The 17,407-nt window shown below is 45.0% G+C and carries 15 protein-coding genes; 2 read left to right on the top strand and 13 right to left on the bottom strand.

The features are described 5' to 3' along the window. Positions 1-91: 91 nt before the first annotated feature. A complete protein-coding gene (locus BLQ81_RS03600) occupies positions 92-1,462 on the bottom strand; it encodes a D-arabinono-1,4-lactone oxidase (protein ID WP_092728578.1) in 1,371 nt (456 codons plus the stop codon). A 320-nt stretch (positions 1,463-1,782) separates the two neighbouring features. Here BLQ81_RS03600 and BLQ81_RS03595 point away from each other — a divergent pair, with 320 nt between their 5' ends. Next, positions 1,783-3,198 carry a DUF1593 domain-containing protein gene (locus BLQ81_RS03595; protein WP_092728610.1) on the top strand — a complete coding sequence of 472 codons (1,416 nt, stop codon included), beginning with the start codon at positions 1,783-1,785 and terminating at the stop codon, positions 3,196-3,198. 105 nt (positions 3,199-3,303) lie between these two features. Here the strand turns inward: BLQ81_RS03595 and BLQ81_RS03590 are convergent, their stop codons facing one another. From BLQ81_RS03590 to BLQ81_RS03550, 9 genes are all read right to left on the bottom strand, one after another. Next, positions 3,304-3,723: a hypothetical protein gene (locus tag BLQ81_RS03590; protein ID WP_092728577.1), complete on the bottom strand. Its 420-nt coding sequence runs from the start codon at positions 3,721-3,723 to the stop codon at positions 3,304-3,306. A gap of 350 nt (positions 3,724-4,073) precedes the next feature. Next, positions 4,074-4,823 carry a subclass B1 metallo-beta-lactamase gene (gene bla / locus BLQ81_RS03585; protein WP_092728576.1) on the bottom strand — a complete coding sequence of 250 codons (750 nt, stop codon included), beginning with the start codon at positions 4,821-4,823 and terminating at the stop codon, positions 4,074-4,076. Positions 4,824-4,910: 87 nt separating this feature from the next. After that, positions 4,911-5,225, bottom strand: coding sequence for an HPF/RaiA family ribosome-associated protein (locus BLQ81_RS03580; RefSeq protein WP_092728575.1), 315 nt, complete (start codon positions 5,223-5,225; stop codon positions 4,911-4,913). A gap of 237 nt (positions 5,226-5,462) precedes the next feature. After that, positions 5,463-7,277, bottom strand: a complete 1,815-nt coding sequence (locus BLQ81_RS03575; RefSeq protein WP_092728574.1) for a serine hydrolase — start codon at positions 7,275-7,277, stop codon at positions 5,463-5,465. A gap of 341 nt (positions 7,278-7,618) precedes the next feature. Next, positions 7,619-7,936 carry a DoxX family membrane protein gene (locus BLQ81_RS03570; RefSeq protein ID WP_092728573.1) on the bottom strand — a complete coding sequence of 106 codons (318 nt, stop codon included), beginning with the start codon at positions 7,934-7,936 and terminating at the stop codon, positions 7,619-7,621. A 128-nt stretch (positions 7,937-8,064) separates the two neighbouring features. Next, complete coding sequence (locus BLQ81_RS03565) at positions 8,065-9,027, bottom strand: SRPBCC domain-containing protein (protein WP_092728572.1); 963 nt, start codon at positions 9,025-9,027, stop codon at positions 8,065-8,067. After that, entirely contained in the window at positions 9,024-9,350 is a 327-nt protein-coding gene (locus BLQ81_RS03560; protein ID WP_092728571.1) for an ArsR/SmtB family transcription factor, read from the bottom strand. The genes BLQ81_RS03565 and BLQ81_RS03560 overlap by 4 nt, the downstream gene beginning before the upstream one ends. A 254-nt stretch (positions 9,351-9,604) precedes the next feature. After that, entirely contained in the window at positions 9,605-10,330 is a 726-nt protein-coding gene (locus tag BLQ81_RS03555) for an SGNH/GDSL hydrolase family protein (RefSeq protein WP_092728570.1), read from the bottom strand. A gap of 62 nt (positions 10,331-10,392) precedes the next feature. Next, a complete protein-coding gene (locus BLQ81_RS03550) occupies positions 10,393-11,424 on the bottom strand; it encodes a YncE family protein (protein WP_092728569.1) in 1,032 nt (343 codons plus the stop codon). A 456-nt stretch (positions 11,425-11,880) separates the two neighbouring features. Between BLQ81_RS03550 and tnpA the strand changes: the two genes are divergently transcribed. Next, the gene (tnpA, locus tag BLQ81_RS03545; RefSeq protein ID WP_092728568.1) at positions 11,881-12,342 is read left to right on the top strand and encodes an IS200/IS605 family transposase; all 462 of its coding nucleotides are present in this window, start codon (positions 11,881-11,883) and stop codon (positions 12,340-12,342) included. Between the two features lie 90 nt (positions 12,343-12,432). On the opposite strand, the gene BLQ81_RS03540 is transcribed toward tnpA, so the two are convergent. The 3 genes from BLQ81_RS03540 to BLQ81_RS03530 all read right to left on the bottom strand — a co-directional run bounded on the left by BLQ81_RS03540 (position 12,433) and on the right by BLQ81_RS03530 (position 17,359). Continuing rightward, a complete protein-coding gene (locus BLQ81_RS03540) occupies positions 12,433-12,663 on the bottom strand; it encodes a hypothetical protein (protein WP_092728567.1) in 231 nt (76 codons plus the stop codon). 510 nt (positions 12,664-13,173) lie between these two features. Continuing rightward, positions 13,174-16,179, bottom strand: a complete 3,006-nt coding sequence (locus BLQ81_RS03535) for a PVC-type heme-binding CxxCH protein (RefSeq protein WP_092728566.1) — start codon at positions 16,177-16,179, stop codon at positions 13,174-13,176. A gap of 202 nt (positions 16,180-16,381) precedes the next feature. Continuing rightward, complete coding sequence (locus BLQ81_RS03530; protein ID WP_092728565.1) at positions 16,382-17,359, bottom strand: ABC transporter ATP-binding protein; 978 nt, start codon at positions 17,357-17,359, stop codon at positions 16,382-16,384. Positions 17,360-17,407: the final 48 nt, after the last annotated feature.

Raw genomic sequence — 17,407 nt, 5'->3', positions numbered from 1 at the left:
AAATATCATCAAAAGCGAAAATAGAACAGAAAAATCGCTAAAAACGAAATAATATTTCAAACAGAATCATCTCTGCTTAGGTGTTTTTGGATCAACTCACTCCGAAGACCGTTCGATTAAGAAACTCATTTCTAAACTTGCCCTCTGGGTCGTGCTTGCTAAGCAGGGCCTTGAATTCCTCAATTTTTGGATAGCGTGATTGTAAGGTTTCAGATGGAATCGTAAACAACTTGGCCCAATGTGGTCTTGGGTTGAAGCGGTTTAGCCTTCCTTCCATTTGAGGCAAAAAAGCCATCACCTCGGGAATTTCCTGCTTCCAGGTAGTATGAATTGCAATTGAATCCCGCTGATAGCAGGTACTCATCCAGAGTTCATCCGCTTTGATACTCCGGATTTCTGAAATGAAAAGATAGGGATTGATTTGTTCAGCCATTTCCGAAACGGCAAGAATCGCCTCGTAGCCATTTTCGAGGGGAACAAAAAACTCCGACTGGAGCTCTTTTCCGGCACTGGGCTGGAATTCCATTTTGAAATGCGGAAGGCGATCAAACCAAGGTCCGGCTACTCCCAGCTGCTCAGAGCAACTCTCGGGATCCATATCAGGAACCGGATGCATTTTTACCGTAGCTTTTTTAGCTCCGAATAAGTCCTCCGGAAACGCAGGTTCTTCTCCCGGGAGGAGCTTCTTTTTCACCCAAACTTCAGCGATTGAATTACTCTTCCAGTCAATAAAAAGGCTTACACTGTATCCTGCCCCCATGATTTCGTTGAAATGATCCTTCAGCGATTCCATGGGCATGTTGAGGTAGATTACCTGAGCTACTTCAAAAGCCGGTAAGAGATCCAAAGTCACTTTCGTGACCGGTCCTAACCCTCCCAAAGCGACCACTGCACCATAAAATTCGGGATCTTTATCCCGTGAAAGCGTGACGAGTTCTCCTTTGGCATTCACAAACTCGATGGCCGCTACACTGGTGGAAAGATTGCCATTGCCAAGGCCCGAACCATGGGTAGCCGTGGCAATCGTTCCCGCTACCGAAATATGTGGTAAAGAAGCCAAGTTGTGCAGGGCAAAACCGTTTTCGTGGAGGTAGGCAGAAAGGTCTCCGTATTTTATTCCTCCTTCGACGGTCACCTGACTTTTTTCCCGATCCAAGGAGATTACTTTATTCAAGTGCTGAAAGGAAATCAGGTTGTCTGTGCTGTCGGCAATCCGGTTGAAGGAATGTCGGGAGCCCAAAACACTTAAGTGATCGCATTTCAGGACTATATCGCCAACTTCTTCCACAGTTTTAGGATAGTGGACATTGGAGGTGCTGAACTCAAAGTTTTCAGCCCAGTTTTTCAATCGTTCAGGTGTGATAGTTTCCACAGGTTTTTTGGGAGTGCAACTTAGGATGGGATGAAAAGCAGCCCCTCCGATCAGAAGTGATGTGTTTTTAAGAAAAGTTCTTTTGTCCATTTTGGGTTCGGATAGGGCGATTTTTCAATCAAAACGAGTTTGGATCCTCTCGATTAAGGAGATGAATGAAGTTGGGGAATATTGGTGATTATCCCTAAAATATCGGTGGGATTTGTGCAAAATGAGCATCAATTCGAGATGCTAGGAAAGAATTCCAAAGCCCGTCGGAATTGAAAATCTCACCCTAAAAGTACAGTTTTAGATTGGTGTTTGGTAATTGAAAATTGCTACTCTTAGGAAATCAGATTCCCTGAATAAAGGTCTATTTTTAATTTTTGAGGCAGAAATCCTAACTTATGCCATACTCAAACCCCAAACCTATGAAAAATCTCATCACGCTGATTTTTTGTTTTCTTACAGGATTTGCATTTTCCCAAACACCCCTGACCTTCGAAGAACCCGTCAAGCAGCGGGTGTTAGTGCTGACAGACATCACCAATGAGCCGGACGACCAACAGTCCTTGGTTCGATTTCTGGTCTATGCCAATGAATATGACATCGAAGGAATCGTAGCAACGACTTCTACACACTTGAGGACTCAGGTGCGACAGGATAAGATCGAGGAGTTGATCCGGAACTATGGAAAGGTGAAGCCCAATCTGGACAAGCATGCCAAAGGATTTCCTAGCATGGAACAATTGCTAAGCGTGACCACCCGGCACTTGCCCCTTTTCAGCATGGAAGGAGTGGGAGAGGGCAAGGATTCTCCGGGTTCGGAACTGCTGATCAAAGCCGTGGACAAAGCCGACGATCGGCCACTTTGGGTCTCGGTTTGGGGTGGAGCCAATTGTCTTGCGCAGGCGCTGTGGAAGGTGAAAGATACCCGATCTGAAGAAGGATTGAAGAAGTTTGTAGAAAAACTCCGAGTCTACACCATCTCCGATCAGGATTTTGCAGGTCCTTGGATCCGACACAATTTTCCCGGGATTTTTTACATCGTCGATGCAAGTGCAGGGGATAACTGGCGGGAATACTACAAAGCGACCTGGACTGGAATCAGTGGAGATCGATGGTATAAAAATGCTCCGATGTATCAGTTTGAGCTGGTGGACAATCCTTGGCTAATGGCTAATATCCGGGATAATCACGGTCCATTGGGAGCCAATTACTTGCCTGCCGAGTACATCATGGAGGGAGATACGCCTTCTTTTATCGGCTTGATCCAAAACGGTTTGGCTTGGTATAAAAGCCCGGCTTGGGGAGGCTGGGCAGGACGGTATGAGCTCTGGAAATCCTATGGTGAAGTGGATAAAATCTGGACTTCTTCCATCGACACTCAGGATGAAGTGACGCTGCCTGATGGACGAAAAGAAGCTTCCAATCAGGCAACCATCTGGAGATTTCGGGATGCCTTTCAGTATGATTTTGCTGCGAAAATGGACTGGAACATTGCTGATTCTTTTGAAAAAGCCAATCATAACCCAATTGTTGTTGTTAACGGAAACGAAGGAAGAGCTTGGGCAAGGGCAAAAGTCAAAGACGGGGAAGAGGTCATCCTTTCAGCAAAAGGAAGCCATGATCCGGACGGAGATCAGATTCAGCTGAAATGGTGGATCTATCGGGAAGCGGGAAGATTCTCCGGTAACTTGGAGATTTTCAATCCTTATGGAGAAGCAATCAAATTCCGGATGCCCAAGTTAGGGGAGGGGCAGGAGCTTCATTTGATTTTGGAAATTCGGGATTCAGGAACTCCCACCTTAACCGCGTATCGGAGGGTGGTGCTGACGAATCTTTAAAAACTACTCAACTAATCACCTGCTCCAGACTTGCAAAATGGTCTGGAATTTCAAGCTTGGGAGGAGAGGGAGGAATACTCTCATGAAGGGGTATGTATAGGAACTTTATGACAGAAGATTAACCAATGCTGTTTGGGGAATAAATCGTACAATCCAAGACTTTATCCTCTCCCCAGCATTAATGCTCAATATCGGGCTGTAATTAGATCCAAAAAACAACAATCCATTGCAGCTGACTTCGCTGTCATTAGTGTGAATGCAATAGAATGCCCTGTTGAAAACCAATGCAACCCAGTTTGACCTGTGGTCCTCAAAGTCTACCTTTTGATTGGAGGTTGAAAAAATAATTCGCTGGGAAAGCACGCTGATAATCCGATTATCCAAAATCAAGTTCTTTGCATGATCGGTTGAATTCCATAGGATTAGCAAGTAACCGGGTCGATTAAAGTACGCTTTCAATGCCTCATTTTCCACTATCAGGGAGAATTCCGCTTCCAGGTGTTGGTTCTTGTAGTGTAAGGTCATAAGAATTGCAACAAATATTTTCCTTCTGGTCCGGCGACACTTCACATTTCCTTCAATCCAAAAAAAGATGAATCTCCCCCGACCGAATAAATGAGGAATTAATAGCAGCTTTTGTGATTGGCGACATTTTAAAAGGTTTGTAAACGGCCGGAAAGGCGAAATGGCTTTGTTAGTTTGATTGAAAGTAAGTCTAAACTTTGGTTTAAGAATAAATCAAAAAACACCTTCTACTTATTGTTGAATTGAAAGCTTGGCTTGAGGAGAGGAGCCCTGCCAAAGTGCTGAAAAAATGAAGACACTGTGATTAGCCAAAAATGCCGCAGATCGTATTCAAAGGTGATTCTGTTTCCTTATTTTTTCTCAAATAGCTCAATCGTGTAATCCAGTAATTCAGTTCCACCGATCTTACCATGTCCCGGAATCACAAGAATATCTTCAGGAAATGCTGATTTCACCTTTCTCACAGTGCTTGGCCAGGCTGGGACATTTGCATCTCCGAGGTAGCCATTTCCCGCTCCAAATTCTTTGATCATGCATCCTCCAAAGAGCACCTTGTCCGATGGGACGTAAGCCACGAAATTATCCTTGGTATGACCTTCCCCCATAAATTGATTGATTACGATGAGGTCTCCGACTTTCAGATTCATTTTCTTTTTGAAGCCTTTCTCTGGAGTGGGATATCCGGCGGCCTTTGCCAATTCAATGGTTTTTGTGGAGGCATAAGATGGGATCTTTTTGGCATAGAATTCATTCAGTCCGCCAAGGCAATCCCAATGGAAGTGCGTAGCTACCACTCCTTTCACTTTGGATTTTTTATCATTTTCCAGCCAGTTGATCAGTTCTACACTTGCCTCCTCATTGGCGGGAGTGTCAAAAACCAAGGCTTCCCCCTCATGGACGACAAGCATCCCGTTGCAGGCGACTTTGCCAAAGTCGTTCGTGTTCAGATAACTGATATGGACGAAGGTGTTTGTGCTGATTTGCCCGATTTGGAGTGTTTCTGAGGTATAGACGATCCTCATCTCCTGAGCAAGGATTTGGTGGGTATTGAGTTGAAAAAACAGGAGTAGTAGTATCAGGTAAGAAAGGGTGGGTGACATGGTCGGAAAAGTTAAATAGGATGGAGGGTGAACGCAAAAAACCAACCGGGTATACGGTCATAAACCCGATACCCGATTGGTGATTTTTTATTTGTTCTTAATTTTTCCCATGATAGTGCCCAATTTTGCCTTCATTTTGTCGACAGCTTCATCCAGGGCTTTTTCTTTTGAACCACTTTTGCCCACCACGATTACAGGCTGAATACCTTCCAGTCGGGCTTCTATTTTGCAATGAATATCGTCACTACCGCCTTTATCGGCATTTTGGTCGGAGAGGTGCACTTCTATTCGGGTGATATTTTCAACGAAATGTTTTAAGCCGCTATTGACCTTTTCAGAAACAAATGTTTCCAGTCCTGCGGTGCCTTCAATGTTTTTGTCAGTGTTGAGCTGTACGATCATAATACTTCTTTAATTAATGAAATTAGTTTAAGGGATGTATTCGAAAATCTAATTTACGGGATATATCGAAAAAGGATGGCTTTGGACTGTGCCGGAAAGAAACTGTGGGAGCAAAGAATAGATTTCGGGTCAAAGAAAATGTCACCCGTCCCGGAGGGAAGTGGGCAAACTACCGGCAGTCCAGCTGTCGTTTGGTAACTGATCAGGAAAAGACTGGACTACGCTCAGACTGGACTTCTACTTTTTCTTAGCCACAAATACCCCATTTGGCTGCGTAAATTTGGCTTCTTTGATGTTCCCTGCGTCATCTTTCAAAAACTCAATCACAAAGCCCTCTACAATTTTCAGCGTGAATTTATCCTCGCCAATTGACAACAAGTCATATTCCGGCTGGCCGGGTACAAAGAGGAAAAGCGTCGTGTCATTTCCCTCTTTCAGGTAAAATTTTACCACCTGTCCACTGAGGTCATAATCCCCCGCATATTTTTCCAGTGTTTCTTTGTCTACCCCGATTTCTTTGGGCTTTCGCTTGAATTCTATGGCATCGATGGTAGGTTCTGCCTTGAAGGATAGGGAAGCGATCTCACCCATGTTGTTTATCCTGAAGTTGAACTGCATGGGTGAAACCATCGTGGTATCCACCTTTCCATTTTCCATGCCCACCAAGGAAAAGATATTGTAGTGAAAGTGTTTCAGCCAGACTTTTTCATAAGGGGTGGTGGCAAAAAGGGAATCCCGTTCAAACTGTACATCAACAGTTCCATAGCCCGGATGTGTGTAGTCTCCCGTAAATTCTGCAGGAATGTGAGAAGTTTTAGTACCCTTTTTTTGAATGGAACTGGATTGTGCCCGACCAGCATCAGCCTGCTTTTTGGCTTCATCGGCTTTTTCTTTTTGGATCTTGTTCCAATCGGTTTTGCCCACTTTCAACATTCTGTCGCTGATGATATTCCGAACAATTCCGGGAATAGCTGAACCGTTTTGATTGGACAAAACTACGATGCCGATACTATCCATCGGGAAAAAGGCAGCATTTGCAGAGAATCCATTGATATTCCCGCCATGTTCCACCCGGTAATGTCCTTTGTAGGAAGAGACCATCCAACCGTACCCATAGTTACTAAGATGCATGTCTGGAAATTCCTTGTCAGGAATACTGTTTGCCATGATCATCTGAGGACTCATGGCTTCCTTGACATAGGCTTCAGGAAGGATTTGATTGCCTTTGAATTTACCCCCATTGATCCAGGCGATCAACCAATTTGACATTTCATTGATGCTGCTGTTGATACTTCCCGCGGGACCCATGGCGGCGATGTCGTAATACTCCATCTTTTTGATAATGGAATCGTTTTTCACTTCGTAGCCAAAGGAAACATCATTTCCCTTTTTTAGACCTTCAATTACCGCATTACTGGCTTTCATTTCCAAGGGATCAAAGAACTTTTCTTTAATATTCTCTTCCCAGGACTTCCCTGTAATCCGTTCGGCAATTACCCCTTGTGTCAAAAACATAAAATTATTGTAATACCATTTTTCCCTGACTTTGGCGAAAGGTTCTTGATATTGAACACGTTGCATCAAAGAATCTCGCGATTGGGTAGTGAAATAATACCAACTCAGGTCATGCCTTGGAAGTCCGGTTCGATGCGTCATCAGATCCTTGATGGTGATCCCGTTGTTCATTTCATTATTGTAAAACCTGAGTTCGGGGATGTGTTTGATCGGACTGTCATCAAAAGACAAGTTGCCATCTTCCCTCAAAATCCCCAATAGCCCGGATGTAAAAGCTTTACTGCTTGAGCCGATTGCAAAAAGTGTGTTGGGAGTTACCGGGACTTTATTTTCATAATCCCGATGCCCGAAGCCTTTGGAGTAGATGATTTTATCTTTCTCCACCACCGCCACGGCAAATCCGGCAGCTTTCCAGGTGTCCAGGACTTTTTCGAGTTCAGCATCCAAGCCTGCAAACCGATCGGGAGAGGTTTTTTTCTGGGCAAATGAATAGGATATGGTGAAAAATAAAAGGAGAAAAAGCGGAAGATATTTCATGGCCTAGACTTTGATTTTTTCATAAATTAAAGAAAAAATTAAAACTAATAGGGGGTAGTGAGAAATAGAAATGCTTAGGACCGGAAATAGGTCATTCCCGACAACTGTACTGAGCAGGGCAGGGCAAATCACGCTCAGTTCAGCGTCAATTTGGTAAGCAGTCGGAAACTAGATGACTAAGAGAAGGTGGAGTCAAACTATCCCAAATCCATTATTAATCTGAAAATAGAACATGGAAAAATGGACCTTAACTAGGTGGGTTGGTTAGACTTCCTCAGCTATTATGTCATCAAATGAAAATACCTTTTTCTATTCTCATAAATTATCCAAAACAATACCGCCTAAATTACAAGGGCGATGGGAAATCCACTTGGGGCTACAAAAATATGAGTTAGCAAAACGCCAACCATTACAGGGAAGATAACCAATGCTCCCAATGCCCTTGTTTTTGGAAAAGCGATAAGAATGCCACCAACTATTTCTGCTAATCCCACCAAAGGGATCAACCATTCTATTTCCATAAGAGCTGTATTATCCTTAAGTAATTCTGAAGGTAAATCTTCAGGTATAGGCATGTAGTTCAAGAATTTATTTAACCCTCCGTTGATAAGTAAGAGGCTGAAAATAAACGAGATGATGTCGAGAATTTTATTTTTCATGTGTTTATAATTTGATTTTTAAAAGCCACATGCCCGCCTGTAGTCGGACAGGGAATCTTCGCATGCATTATAATCATCCTCCTGTGTGATACCGTACGTACGGGATCATGCATGATTTCATAGTCTAGTCATATTTTTTGGTGGTTAATCATCCAATTGATTCCAAACTGGTCTTTGAATTCACCAAAGTAGGCACCAAAGAACATGTCTGCTAAGGGCATGGATACTTGCCCTCCGGCAGAGAGTTCATCAAACAGGCGTTTGGCCTCCTCCCTTGTTTCCGGTTCAAGGCAGATGTGCATGTTGTTCCCGGATGTTAAAGTAAATCCCATTTCTTTGGGGGCATCGGTTCCCATTAAAATGTGCCCGCCAAGAATGGGAAGTTCTACGTGCAATACCATTTTCTTGATAGCGTCAGCGACGGGTGGATGCCCAGCATCAGCCGGAATATCTTCAAAGCGTTGAATTCCATTGATGAAATCTGATTTAAAAACAGATTTGTAAAACAGGAAGGCCTCTTCTGTGTTGCCCGGAAAGTTTAAATAGGTGGTTACTCTTGCTTTGATGTCAGACTTTTTTTGCTTTCTTAACCGAAATTGTGCTTCAAGATATTGGTCAAGGTTTTCAAGAGCCATTGTAAAGCCTTGTTGAAAGCCCATTTCAATTACTTTTTCCAAGTCAGAAAGTTGATCATACCTGGCAGTGATGTTTACAAGCGTTGTATTTTCCTTTTCTGTAAACACATTTGTCCAAACAGTTCTGGGCATTTCGGTATTCACTGTACCGTTTTCATCGCAAAATGCATCCAAACCCGAAAACATGGACTGATGGATTATCTTGTGGTAGTCATTTTTGCACCAATGGATTTCATTTTCAGGGCTTATCATGGCGTACAGCCACATTCCTCCTTCTCTGAAATCCATTGATTTGGTTTGGTTACGGTAAGGTTTTGGTGCCCACCATTGGTCAAGAATTTCGGGATTTGTCCACGCTTCCCATACCAAATCTAGGTTGGCAGCGAATTCACGGGTTACATTAACGGTGTTGGTCTCTTTGTTGACGATAAAGTCAAATTGTAGTAGGCTATTCATTTTCTTTTTGTTTTAAGTTGTTCTAAAACGACGTCCAATTGGTCGAAACGCTTGGCAAGTAATTGTTTAAATTGCTCCAGCCATTTTTCGATGTCTTGCATTTTGGCGGCATTCAGGTGATAGTGGATTTCCCTGCCTTGTTGCTCTTGCTTCAGTATTTCGCATTCGGTGAGAATTTGAAGGTGTTTTGAAACTGCCTGTCTGCTTGAATCAAAGTGTTCTGCAATGGCATTTGGTGTTAATGCGCCAACAGTCAAGAGTAGGATGATTGCCCGTCTTGTTGGGTCTGCTATCGCTTGAAATACGTCTCGTCTTACTTCCATTCTTTTTTTATGCTACCAAGTGGTTGCTAATTTATGTGCAATTATTTGGTTGCGCAATAGTTATTTGATTTTTTCTTTTTTGGAAAATATATTCCCTGTGTTATTTCCAGTTTGTAATTGGATTTAGCTATTCAAGGTTTTCTTTTTAAAGCGAATTGCAGACTTGCATGTAGGGCAAACTTCGCTCAAGCAAACGTCAAACTTCGCTCGGACGGGAAAAGGAAAGCTTACGAGCAGAGAGGGCTAAACAACACTCATTTTGGAAATGCCAAAAAGCTAACTTGCAACTCCCCTAATTTTTTGTAGCCCAAATAATTCATGTGAATCGGGTCTCGGTAGAATTTGTCTTGATTGTAGGTGTTGAACCCAGCTAAGGTAAACTGATCCAAAACGGGGATGCCATGTAAAGCGCATATTTTCTTCTGGTTTTCCACAAATCTTGACATACCAATTTCAACTGAAGGATCGTGGGCACCTCGATTCACAAAAGCCTTGCTTGAGGTAAAGAAATAGATGGTTGCATCGGGATTTTTTTCATAAATCTTTTTAATACAATAGTTGATCCCTCCTGCCTGAGTGATTAGTTTTTGTTCGTCATACCCGTCCAACTCTGTATAATCTGTGTATTCTCCAACAGCTCGATTATTTGTATAATCATTCGTAGAGGCCCAGAGAATGTAAATATCAAAGACTCCTGCCTCATCTACTTGCTTTTGGAGGGATTTCCCTTGCAGAGAAGAAAACCCTGCTCCGGGAACTCCATAATTGGTGATTTTGAGATTGAGATATTTTTCCCACTGCACTTTGGCACTGTCACTTGGAGGGATAACGGAGACTGAACCTCCAAAAACGGCAACAGATTTTCCATAATTAAAGGATCCTCTTAGTTCCTCCATTTTCCTTATTTCTTGGGCTTTGAGACTTACCGAAACCAGGAAAAAAAGAAAAACAAAAGAGGTGATTCTAAGAAAAGCTTTCATAGGATGGGTTAGGTTTTAAAGTTTAATTCGGGAATTTAGAATTTTTCCCCGCGCACTGATATTTATTTCGCACTAAACCAATCCATTCCATCAGGATTCAGAAGGTCGGGTATTTCTTTGATTACCGTCCACGTGTCGGTGTCAATCACGACAAGCTTGTCGCCGGCGCTTACGGTATAGTATGCCCGAGGACGTACCGGATCGATGAAGATTCCTTCCCCACCGGCACCCACGTCAATACGTTTGACTTCCTTTCGGGCAGCGACATCCCAGACACGTAGCTCCTTGCCCTGAAGCTCATTCATTAAAACATATTTTCCGTCCTTGGTAAACTTGATCCGGTTGTTCAATCCGCCTTCAAAGGAAATTGTGCTGACCAGTTTTTTCTCAGGCACGTTGATGATCGATATTTTTTTTGCATTCATGTGAAGGGTCCAAAACTCCATTCCATCCGGTGAAAGCGCCATCCCTTCCATGCGTGTGTCGCCGGGAAAAGTAGTGAAGTCTAAATATTTCTGGCCTCTTTCATTTGTTACCCGATCGATAATGGCGATGATCCTGCCATTGCTGCTTGCAGTGAAAATGCGCTGTTCATCTGGAGTGACGATGAGCATGTGGGATCCGCCGGGAAGTCCGATGACCTCGTTAAACTTTTTTTTCACCGGATCATAACGTGAGATCAGGCGGTTGGTCTCATGACCCACATAAAGGTGACTTCCTGCAAAAGTAATGGCATGACGGTCTCCAAATGCGCTGATGTCAATGGGCTCAACCCGCTTTTGAGCCATCACATCCACCACTGTAATTCCGGGAAAATTGGATCCTATATACACATACCGCCCATCGGTTGCCAGTTCATGAAGGTTTCCCCCTGCCGGAATTCGCGCCACTATTTCAAGTGTTTCGGGATCGATAATCACCAGACGGCCAGCATCCTTCTCACCCACGAGCAAGGCCTCCCGGGGTGTAGGTCCAAAGCTTACCACAGGTGAATCCGGATCTACTGCCCGAATCCCGCCTTGGGCAAGCAATGGCTGTGATTCAAGAAGGAAGAGGCTGATCAGGAGCAGTAAAAAACCGGTTATTTTTAGCATGACAGGATTGTTGGACCGCTGTAGATATGAAAAGTGCCTTCAGGAATTGTCCTGTGCTGTCTTGAATTTTACCGATTCAGTAGTCATACTAGAAGTAAAGAGCTTTTTAGCGAATGGCCAGTCCCGACAACCGTACAAGAGCAGGGTGGGCAAACTACGCCTAGGCAAGCGCTCTTGTGGTCACTGATCGAGAAAGAAAGGACTTTGCTCAGGAGGAAGTAGACTACGCTCAGGTGGGGGAGTTGACTACGCCCAGGTGGGGCGAGCAGCCAAGCTGCAGGGTGGGAGGAATATTCTTGAAAAAATGCCGTAGGCCTGCCTGTTCGGCAGACAGGCATGACCGAGATACTTTAGCCAGCCATTTCAATGGCTGGTAAAAGGAATAAGGAGTTCATAAAAATGCCGTAGGCATAGCCGATTTTTTTTAAATTAGTTCAAGGCCAAACCCAATTTGTCATGCCAAATACCTATTCAAAGATGTATTGTCAGGCCGTCTTTGCGGTGAAATACAGAAAAGCAGTTATTCAAGATTCCTTCAAAAGCGAATTATATGCAGTGATAGGCAATCTGATCAATGAGACAGGGGCAAAAACGCTAATCGTGAATGGACATTTCGACCATGTTCATTGTCTGTTCCGGTTTTTTCCGAAGCAAGCTATCTCGGAAATAATGAAAAATGCCAAATCCAAATCATCCAAGTGGTTAAATGAATCAAAGCTACTTGAGCATAGATTTGAATGGCAATCCGGTTTTAGTTCTTTTACCTACAGTGAAAAAGAAATTGCGGGTGTTTTTAACTATGTGAAAAATCAGGAAATCCATCATCAAAAAATGACATTTAGAGAGGAATATCCTATGATGCTTAAAGCCCATAATGTGGAATTTTCACCTGAATACCTTTTTAAAGAATTGGAATAAAATATCGGCCGTCCCTGCGGGACTTTACCTGTATTTGTCGTCGACCCTAAATCCAGAGGTTGAAACCTCTGGCTAGAAGATGGGGCGTCCCTACGGGACTGTAAAGAAAAATTTCCCAGTGGACAAATCCAGCGAGCAGCCAGTCGCGACAATTTTACGGAAGTAGGGTAGGATATTTTCGGAATTAATGCCGTAGGCATGACCGATTATATAGCCAGCCATGGTTGGTGAGCGGTGGTTGGTGAGCGAAGTCGAATCAAGTCGAACCATCAATGGCTGGAAAAATGGTTTAGCATTGGTTTTCCAAAATGCCGTAGGCATGGCCGATATGTAATTTTAAAAATCACGATTTGGTTAAAAGCGTTTGAATCGATATCGTCCGTCCCGATGGGACTATGCCAGAAATTCATCGTCAATCCAAAATCCAGAGGTTGAAACCTCTGGCTAGAAGATGGGGCATCCCTACGGGACTGTAAAGAAAAATTTCCCAGTGGACAAATTCAGCGAGCAGCCAAGCTGCAGGGTGGGAGGAATATTCTTGAAAAAATGCCGTAGGCATGACCGATTATATAGCCAGCCATTTCAATGGCTGGTTAAAAAGGATAAGCATCGGTTTCCCAAAATGCCGTAGGCATGGCCGATATCAAGAATTTAGAATTGAAAAACCTCCCTGATCTGATATGCTTCACCCATAAAAGAAATTTACGTTTTGATCCTCAAATTGCAAAGACTGCTACTTGCAATTGATTTGAAGGTACTCAGGATGCTGGGTGTAGTTTGCAGCAACTACACCCAGATATCCTTACCAATTTGCAATTGGCTAATTATCCCTCACTTCCCCAAACCCTCCAAATAACTCACCAGATCCACCAATTCCTCTTCGCTGAGTGGGAATTTGGGCATCAGAGATTCGTTGGATTGGGTGATGGATTCGATGTCGGCTAGCTTGTAGATGGTTTGTTCGCCCATACCGACTAGCTTCACGATCAGGTCGTTTTCGGTCTTGGAGTTGACGATGCAGCGGATTTCCTTGCCGTCTTTGAACTTGACCACTTGGGCTTCGTAGCCGAAGCCCATCCCTTCGGATGGATTGATGATGGAGTTAATCAAAGCTTCCTTGCTGAGTTTGTTGCCGATCTCGGTTAGGGCAGGACCGAAGTCTATGCCTTCGTTTCCGATCTTATGACAGGCCGTACAGTAGCCGGTAGCCAGGACTTTTCCCTTTTCAATATTTCCGCTTGCGGCGAGGAGTTTGGGAATGTCGTAAGCTGTGTTCATGCTACTGCCGTACTTCTCGGTGGCAAGTTGACGGATATTAGAGTTCCAGGTGGACATCAGGATTTTCTGAGCGATAGGCAGGAGCTCAGAAGGAATCTTATCCACTTTGGCAAATTCCCAAAGTGCTCCCTCGGACTGGTAGCCTTTCATTTCTTCCATAGCGGCAGTTCGGATGGCTAGCGGGGCATTTGCATCATTCCAGAATTTGCTCAGGAGCATCGCCATTTCGGTATTATCAACCACGCCAAACTTGCGGATCGCAGCGATGGCCTTGGTTTGATCCGCATCCTTCATCGCTTTTTCCACTTCTCCCAGTCCATAGAGGCTGGTGAAGATTCCAGCTGCGGCACTGGCTTGTCTGTTATTGTTCTCCTGATAAACGATGCTTAGCAGTCGATCCTTTTGGTCTTTGAGTTGGTATTTGCGTACGATATCGAGGAAATCCTGATCGTCGGTGATTTCACCGGACTTGGCTTTGGCCAAGTTCAGAAGTTGGGTATCAGGCTTTTTGTTGTCGAAGGAAGCCTGTCGGAGGATGATGACCTGATCTTCATTTTGGCCTTTGGCAAGCAAGTTTTTGAGCGTCTGGTTTTTCAGGTCTGTATTTTGGAAGTCCAGTGCCCGGTAGTAGCGAAGATCGGCTGGGCTATTTTCTGCCAGGATCATTTGCTCGAGCAGTTCGGGAGTTTTCGCAGATCTGGATCTCCAGACCAGGTCTTTGGCTTCGGGGGATGTAGCCCAGTTTGCTCCGGCTTTCTCCAAATAGGCAGGCAGATAACTGTCCCATCGGTATTCCGCTGCAATGCCAAGCGCCTCCAAGTACCAGCGGTCGCCGGATTTGTAGGAATCGGCCAGTTTTTGCCAGACGGCAGGCTGATCCTCATAGCGTATTGCCACAGCCACTTCTCTACGGACTTGGGCCGATTCATCTCCTGCCATGGTGAGCAGAAAGTTGGCATCCTTCATGTTGTTGATTCGCGAAGCGCGGACGGCAGCCACACGGATATTTTCATCAGAATCGGCAGCGGCTTTTTGGATGTACTCATTTCCATTCGGCAACTTGCTCAGCAACCAAAATGCACGGGCTTTCATGCGGGAGTCCTTGGATTCGTAGAGCTTTTCCAAGGCTTCTTTGGCCTCTGCTCCTTTTTCTTTCAGCGCCATAAAAGCCTTGAAGTGAATGGCTCGGTTTGGATTCTGAACCAACTCGATCAGGGATTTGACGGAAGTATAGTCGGGAGTGGAGACCTTGTATTTGGACTTTTTGGGTGCAAGACGATAGACCCGGCCTTTGTCCAAGTCGCCCACGGCATGACCGCCCACGCCCGGATCGTACCAGTCGGAGACGAAGACCGAACCGTCAGGTGCGACCGTCACATCGGAAGGGCGAAACCAGTTGTCCCGTTTGTTGCCATCGAGGATCGGGGTCACCGAACCTGTGAAACCCGCGCCGCTCGTCTCCACCGGATACATGCGGATCACATTGGGTCCGGCATCGGCGTGGATGACCTGATTTTGGTATTCGACAGGGAGGAGTTTGCCTTCATAGACGAGGATGCCCGTCGGCGAACCTGCATAGGTTTGCACCAAGTTGGGTACGACACCGGGATCATTCAAGTGCCAGTGCTGCTGCCAGACGGAGTCTTCCATATTGATCCGGCGGGTTCTCCAGTCGGACTTGGTCATTTCGTCTTTGAAGCCGTAGTTGCCATAGTCCATCACAAAGTTGATGCGCGTGGAGCGGTTGCCGTCGTCATCGTTGTCACTTTGCCACATGCGTCCGTAGCTGTCCACGGCCACTTCGTAGTTGTTTCGGAAGTTCCAACCGAGGATTTCCACGTTACTTCCATCTGGATCGCAGCGGAAAACCATTCCTTCCTGATAGGGTGCTGTTTCGGAATTGATCGGTCGGCCCATCGGATCAAGGATAGGCGTACCGTCCCCTTTGTGCAGGCCTTTGCCTTCATTTCCATAGTTGAAATAGAGCTTGCCGTCCGGCGCAAAAGTGAAGGCATGCATGCCGTGGTCATGCTGCACGCCACCGACTCCGGTGAAGAGCACTTCCTTGTTGTCCGGCACGTCGTCCCCGTTTTCGTCCGTGAAGACAAAGACATTCGGGCTGACGGAGACGAAGATTTTATTGCCAAAAACGGCGATGCCCAAAGCGGCATTGATGTCAGTGCCTTGGTAGAAAACCGTGGATTTGTCCGCCTTGCCATCTCCGTCCGTGTCTTCTAGGATCAGAATCCGATCACCTTCGGCTTTGGTTGGATTTTTTGGGTTGAGTTGTGTGCGGTAGTTGTAGGCCTCCGTGATCCAAACCCGGCCGCGGTCGTCGATGTCCATATTGGTGGGATTGGTCATCATGGGTTCGGAGGCAAAAAGTGTCAGTTCGAGTCGGTCGTCCATCAGGTCGATGCCGTCGAGTGCATGTTCCACAGAGCGTTTTTGTTCGTCGGTGAGGGCGGCGTATTCTTCTGCCGTGAGTTGGGGAATGGGTTTTTCGCAGGAAAAAATCAGGAGGCTGAGTGTAGCCAGGGCTAGAATAGGTTTCTTCATAGGTTTTTGGGGTCATCGCATTTGATTTCTTTTGAAAATCAATCGATTTACAAAATAGGAGGAATGCTTATGAGATCAAAGAGCAAAGGTGGTAGAGGGGTTAAAGAATGTTTTTAAGAAAAATTTTCCCTGGCAGAAATTAGGTGGATTTAGGCGAAAAGGATTTTGGTTTTGCTTAAAAATCCTCTAGTTAAAAAAGGTGTCAAAAAAGATACTGTACCAATTCCTCTACTTTGGAGAACTTCTGTCCTTTGTACAACATCAAAAATGGTGTACCGGAAACAGAAAGCACCGAATCCAATTTTTTAATTCCCGCCTTGTTAAGAACTTTTCTCACCCAAAAAACGAGTTCGGGTGGCCCCTCAATTTCAAATCCCGAATCCAGAATCTCGAATTCCAATTTCCCTCTTTCCACGCTGAACTTAAACTTTTCCCCCGGCAGCAACTGATTGATTTCTCCGGAAATGATCAAATCTTCCGGCTTGCCTGAGATTAGGGGTGTCCCACAATTCAGTAACCAAAACCGGTCAGCTGTTTCCACTGCTATGTCGAGATCATGCGTGACTACCAGCACTGCTTTTCCTTTTTCGGAAGCTATCTCCCGGAGGAGCTGCATGATTTCAAAGCGATTGACCAAGTCAAGGTGAGCGGTCGGTTCATCCAGAATCATGAGCTGTCCGTCTTGTGCCAAAGCTCGGGCGATCATTGCTTTTTGGCGCTGCCCATCGCTGATTTCGCTGAGTCGCTCGTCGCGGAGATAGGTGATTTTGGTGTCCGAAAGTGCCTTTTCGACAATCTCACGATCAGTTTCACTGAGCTTTCCCGACCAGCCCGTATGGGGAGTTCTTCCCAAAGCTACGAGTTGCCCGACAGTCATATTTCCGGGAAAAACAGGGTCTGTCAAAACGACAGAAATCTGTTTGGCGAGGTCTTCTGTTTTCAGGGTTTGAATGGCCTGACTGCCTAGAAAAATCTCTCCCTGCCAAGGTTTGATCTGGCCCATAATAGCTTTGATCAGGGTGGATTTCCCAACACCGTTTGGGCCGAGAAGGCAGGTAAGTTCGCCTGAAAAGAGCTGAAAATCCAGATCGGTAAGGATTTCTTTTCTGGCTTTTTGGTGAAAATAACCAAGTGTCAATCCTTTACCTTCCAGTGCGATATGTTTCAGGAATTTAGTCATTTCAAAAGATAGAGTTCCTCGTTTTTACTTTTGGTGCTTGTTTGACGA

This window comes from Algoriphagus alkaliphilus (genome assembly GCF_900103735.1).
Lineage (GTDB): Bacteria > Bacteroidota > Bacteroidia > Cytophagales > Cyclobacteriaceae > Algoriphagus > Algoriphagus alkaliphilus.
This window is presented reverse-complemented; position numbering and strand designations above follow the sequence as displayed.

Excerpts from the sequence above, each read along its gene's own strand:
- BLQ81_RS03550 (WP_092728569.1), bottom strand. The coding sequence starts at position 11,424 with ATGCTAAAAATAACCGGTTTTTTACTGCTCCTGATCAGCCTCTTCCTT.
- BLQ81_RS03590 (WP_092728577.1), bottom strand. The coding sequence starts at position 3,723 with ATGACCTTACACTACAAGAACCAACACCTGGAAGCGGAATTCTCCCTG.
- BLQ81_RS03575 (WP_092728574.1), bottom strand. The coding sequence starts at position 7,277 with ATGAAATATCTTCCGCTTTTTCTCCTTTTATTTTTCACCATATCCTAT.
- BLQ81_RS03540 (WP_092728567.1), bottom strand. The coding sequence starts at position 12,663 with ATGCCTACGGCATTTTGGAAAACCAATGCTAAACCATTTTTCCAGCCA.
- BLQ81_RS03565 (WP_092728572.1), bottom strand. The coding sequence starts at position 9,027 with ATGAATAGCCTACTACAATTTGACTTTATCGTCAACAAAGAGACCAAC.
- BLQ81_RS03530 (WP_092728565.1), bottom strand. The coding sequence starts at position 17,359 with ATGACTAAATTCCTGAAACATATCGCACTGGAAGGTAAAGGATTGACA.
- bla (WP_092728576.1), bottom strand. The coding sequence starts at position 4,823 with ATGTCACCCACCCTTTCTTACCTGATACTACTACTCCTGTTTTTTCAA.
- BLQ81_RS03570 (WP_092728573.1), bottom strand. The coding sequence starts at position 7,936 with ATGAAAAATAAAATTCTCGACATCATCTCGTTTATTTTCAGCCTCTTA.
- BLQ81_RS03535 (WP_092728566.1), bottom strand. The coding sequence starts at position 16,179 with ATGAAGAAACCTATTCTAGCCCTGGCTACACTCAGCCTCCTGATTTTT.
- BLQ81_RS03580 (WP_092728575.1), bottom strand. The coding sequence starts at position 5,225 with ATGATCGTACAGCTCAACACTGACAAAAACATTGAAGGCACCGCAGGA.
- BLQ81_RS03555 (WP_092728570.1), bottom strand. The coding sequence starts at position 10,330 with ATGAAAGCTTTTCTTAGAATCACCTCTTTTGTTTTTCTTTTTTTCCTG.
- BLQ81_RS03560 (WP_092728571.1), bottom strand. The coding sequence starts at position 9,350 with ATGGAAGTAAGACGAGACGTATTTCAAGCGATAGCAGACCCAACAAGA.
- BLQ81_RS03595 (WP_092728610.1), top strand. The coding sequence starts at position 1,783 with ATGAAAAATCTCATCACGCTGATTTTTTGTTTTCTTACAGGATTTGCA.
- BLQ81_RS03600 (WP_092728578.1), bottom strand. The coding sequence starts at position 1,462 with ATGGACAAAAGAACTTTTCTTAAAAACACATCACTTCTGATCGGAGGG.
- tnpA (WP_092728568.1), top strand. The coding sequence starts at position 11,881 with ATGCCAAATACCTATTCAAAGATGTATTGTCAGGCCGTCTTTGCGGTG.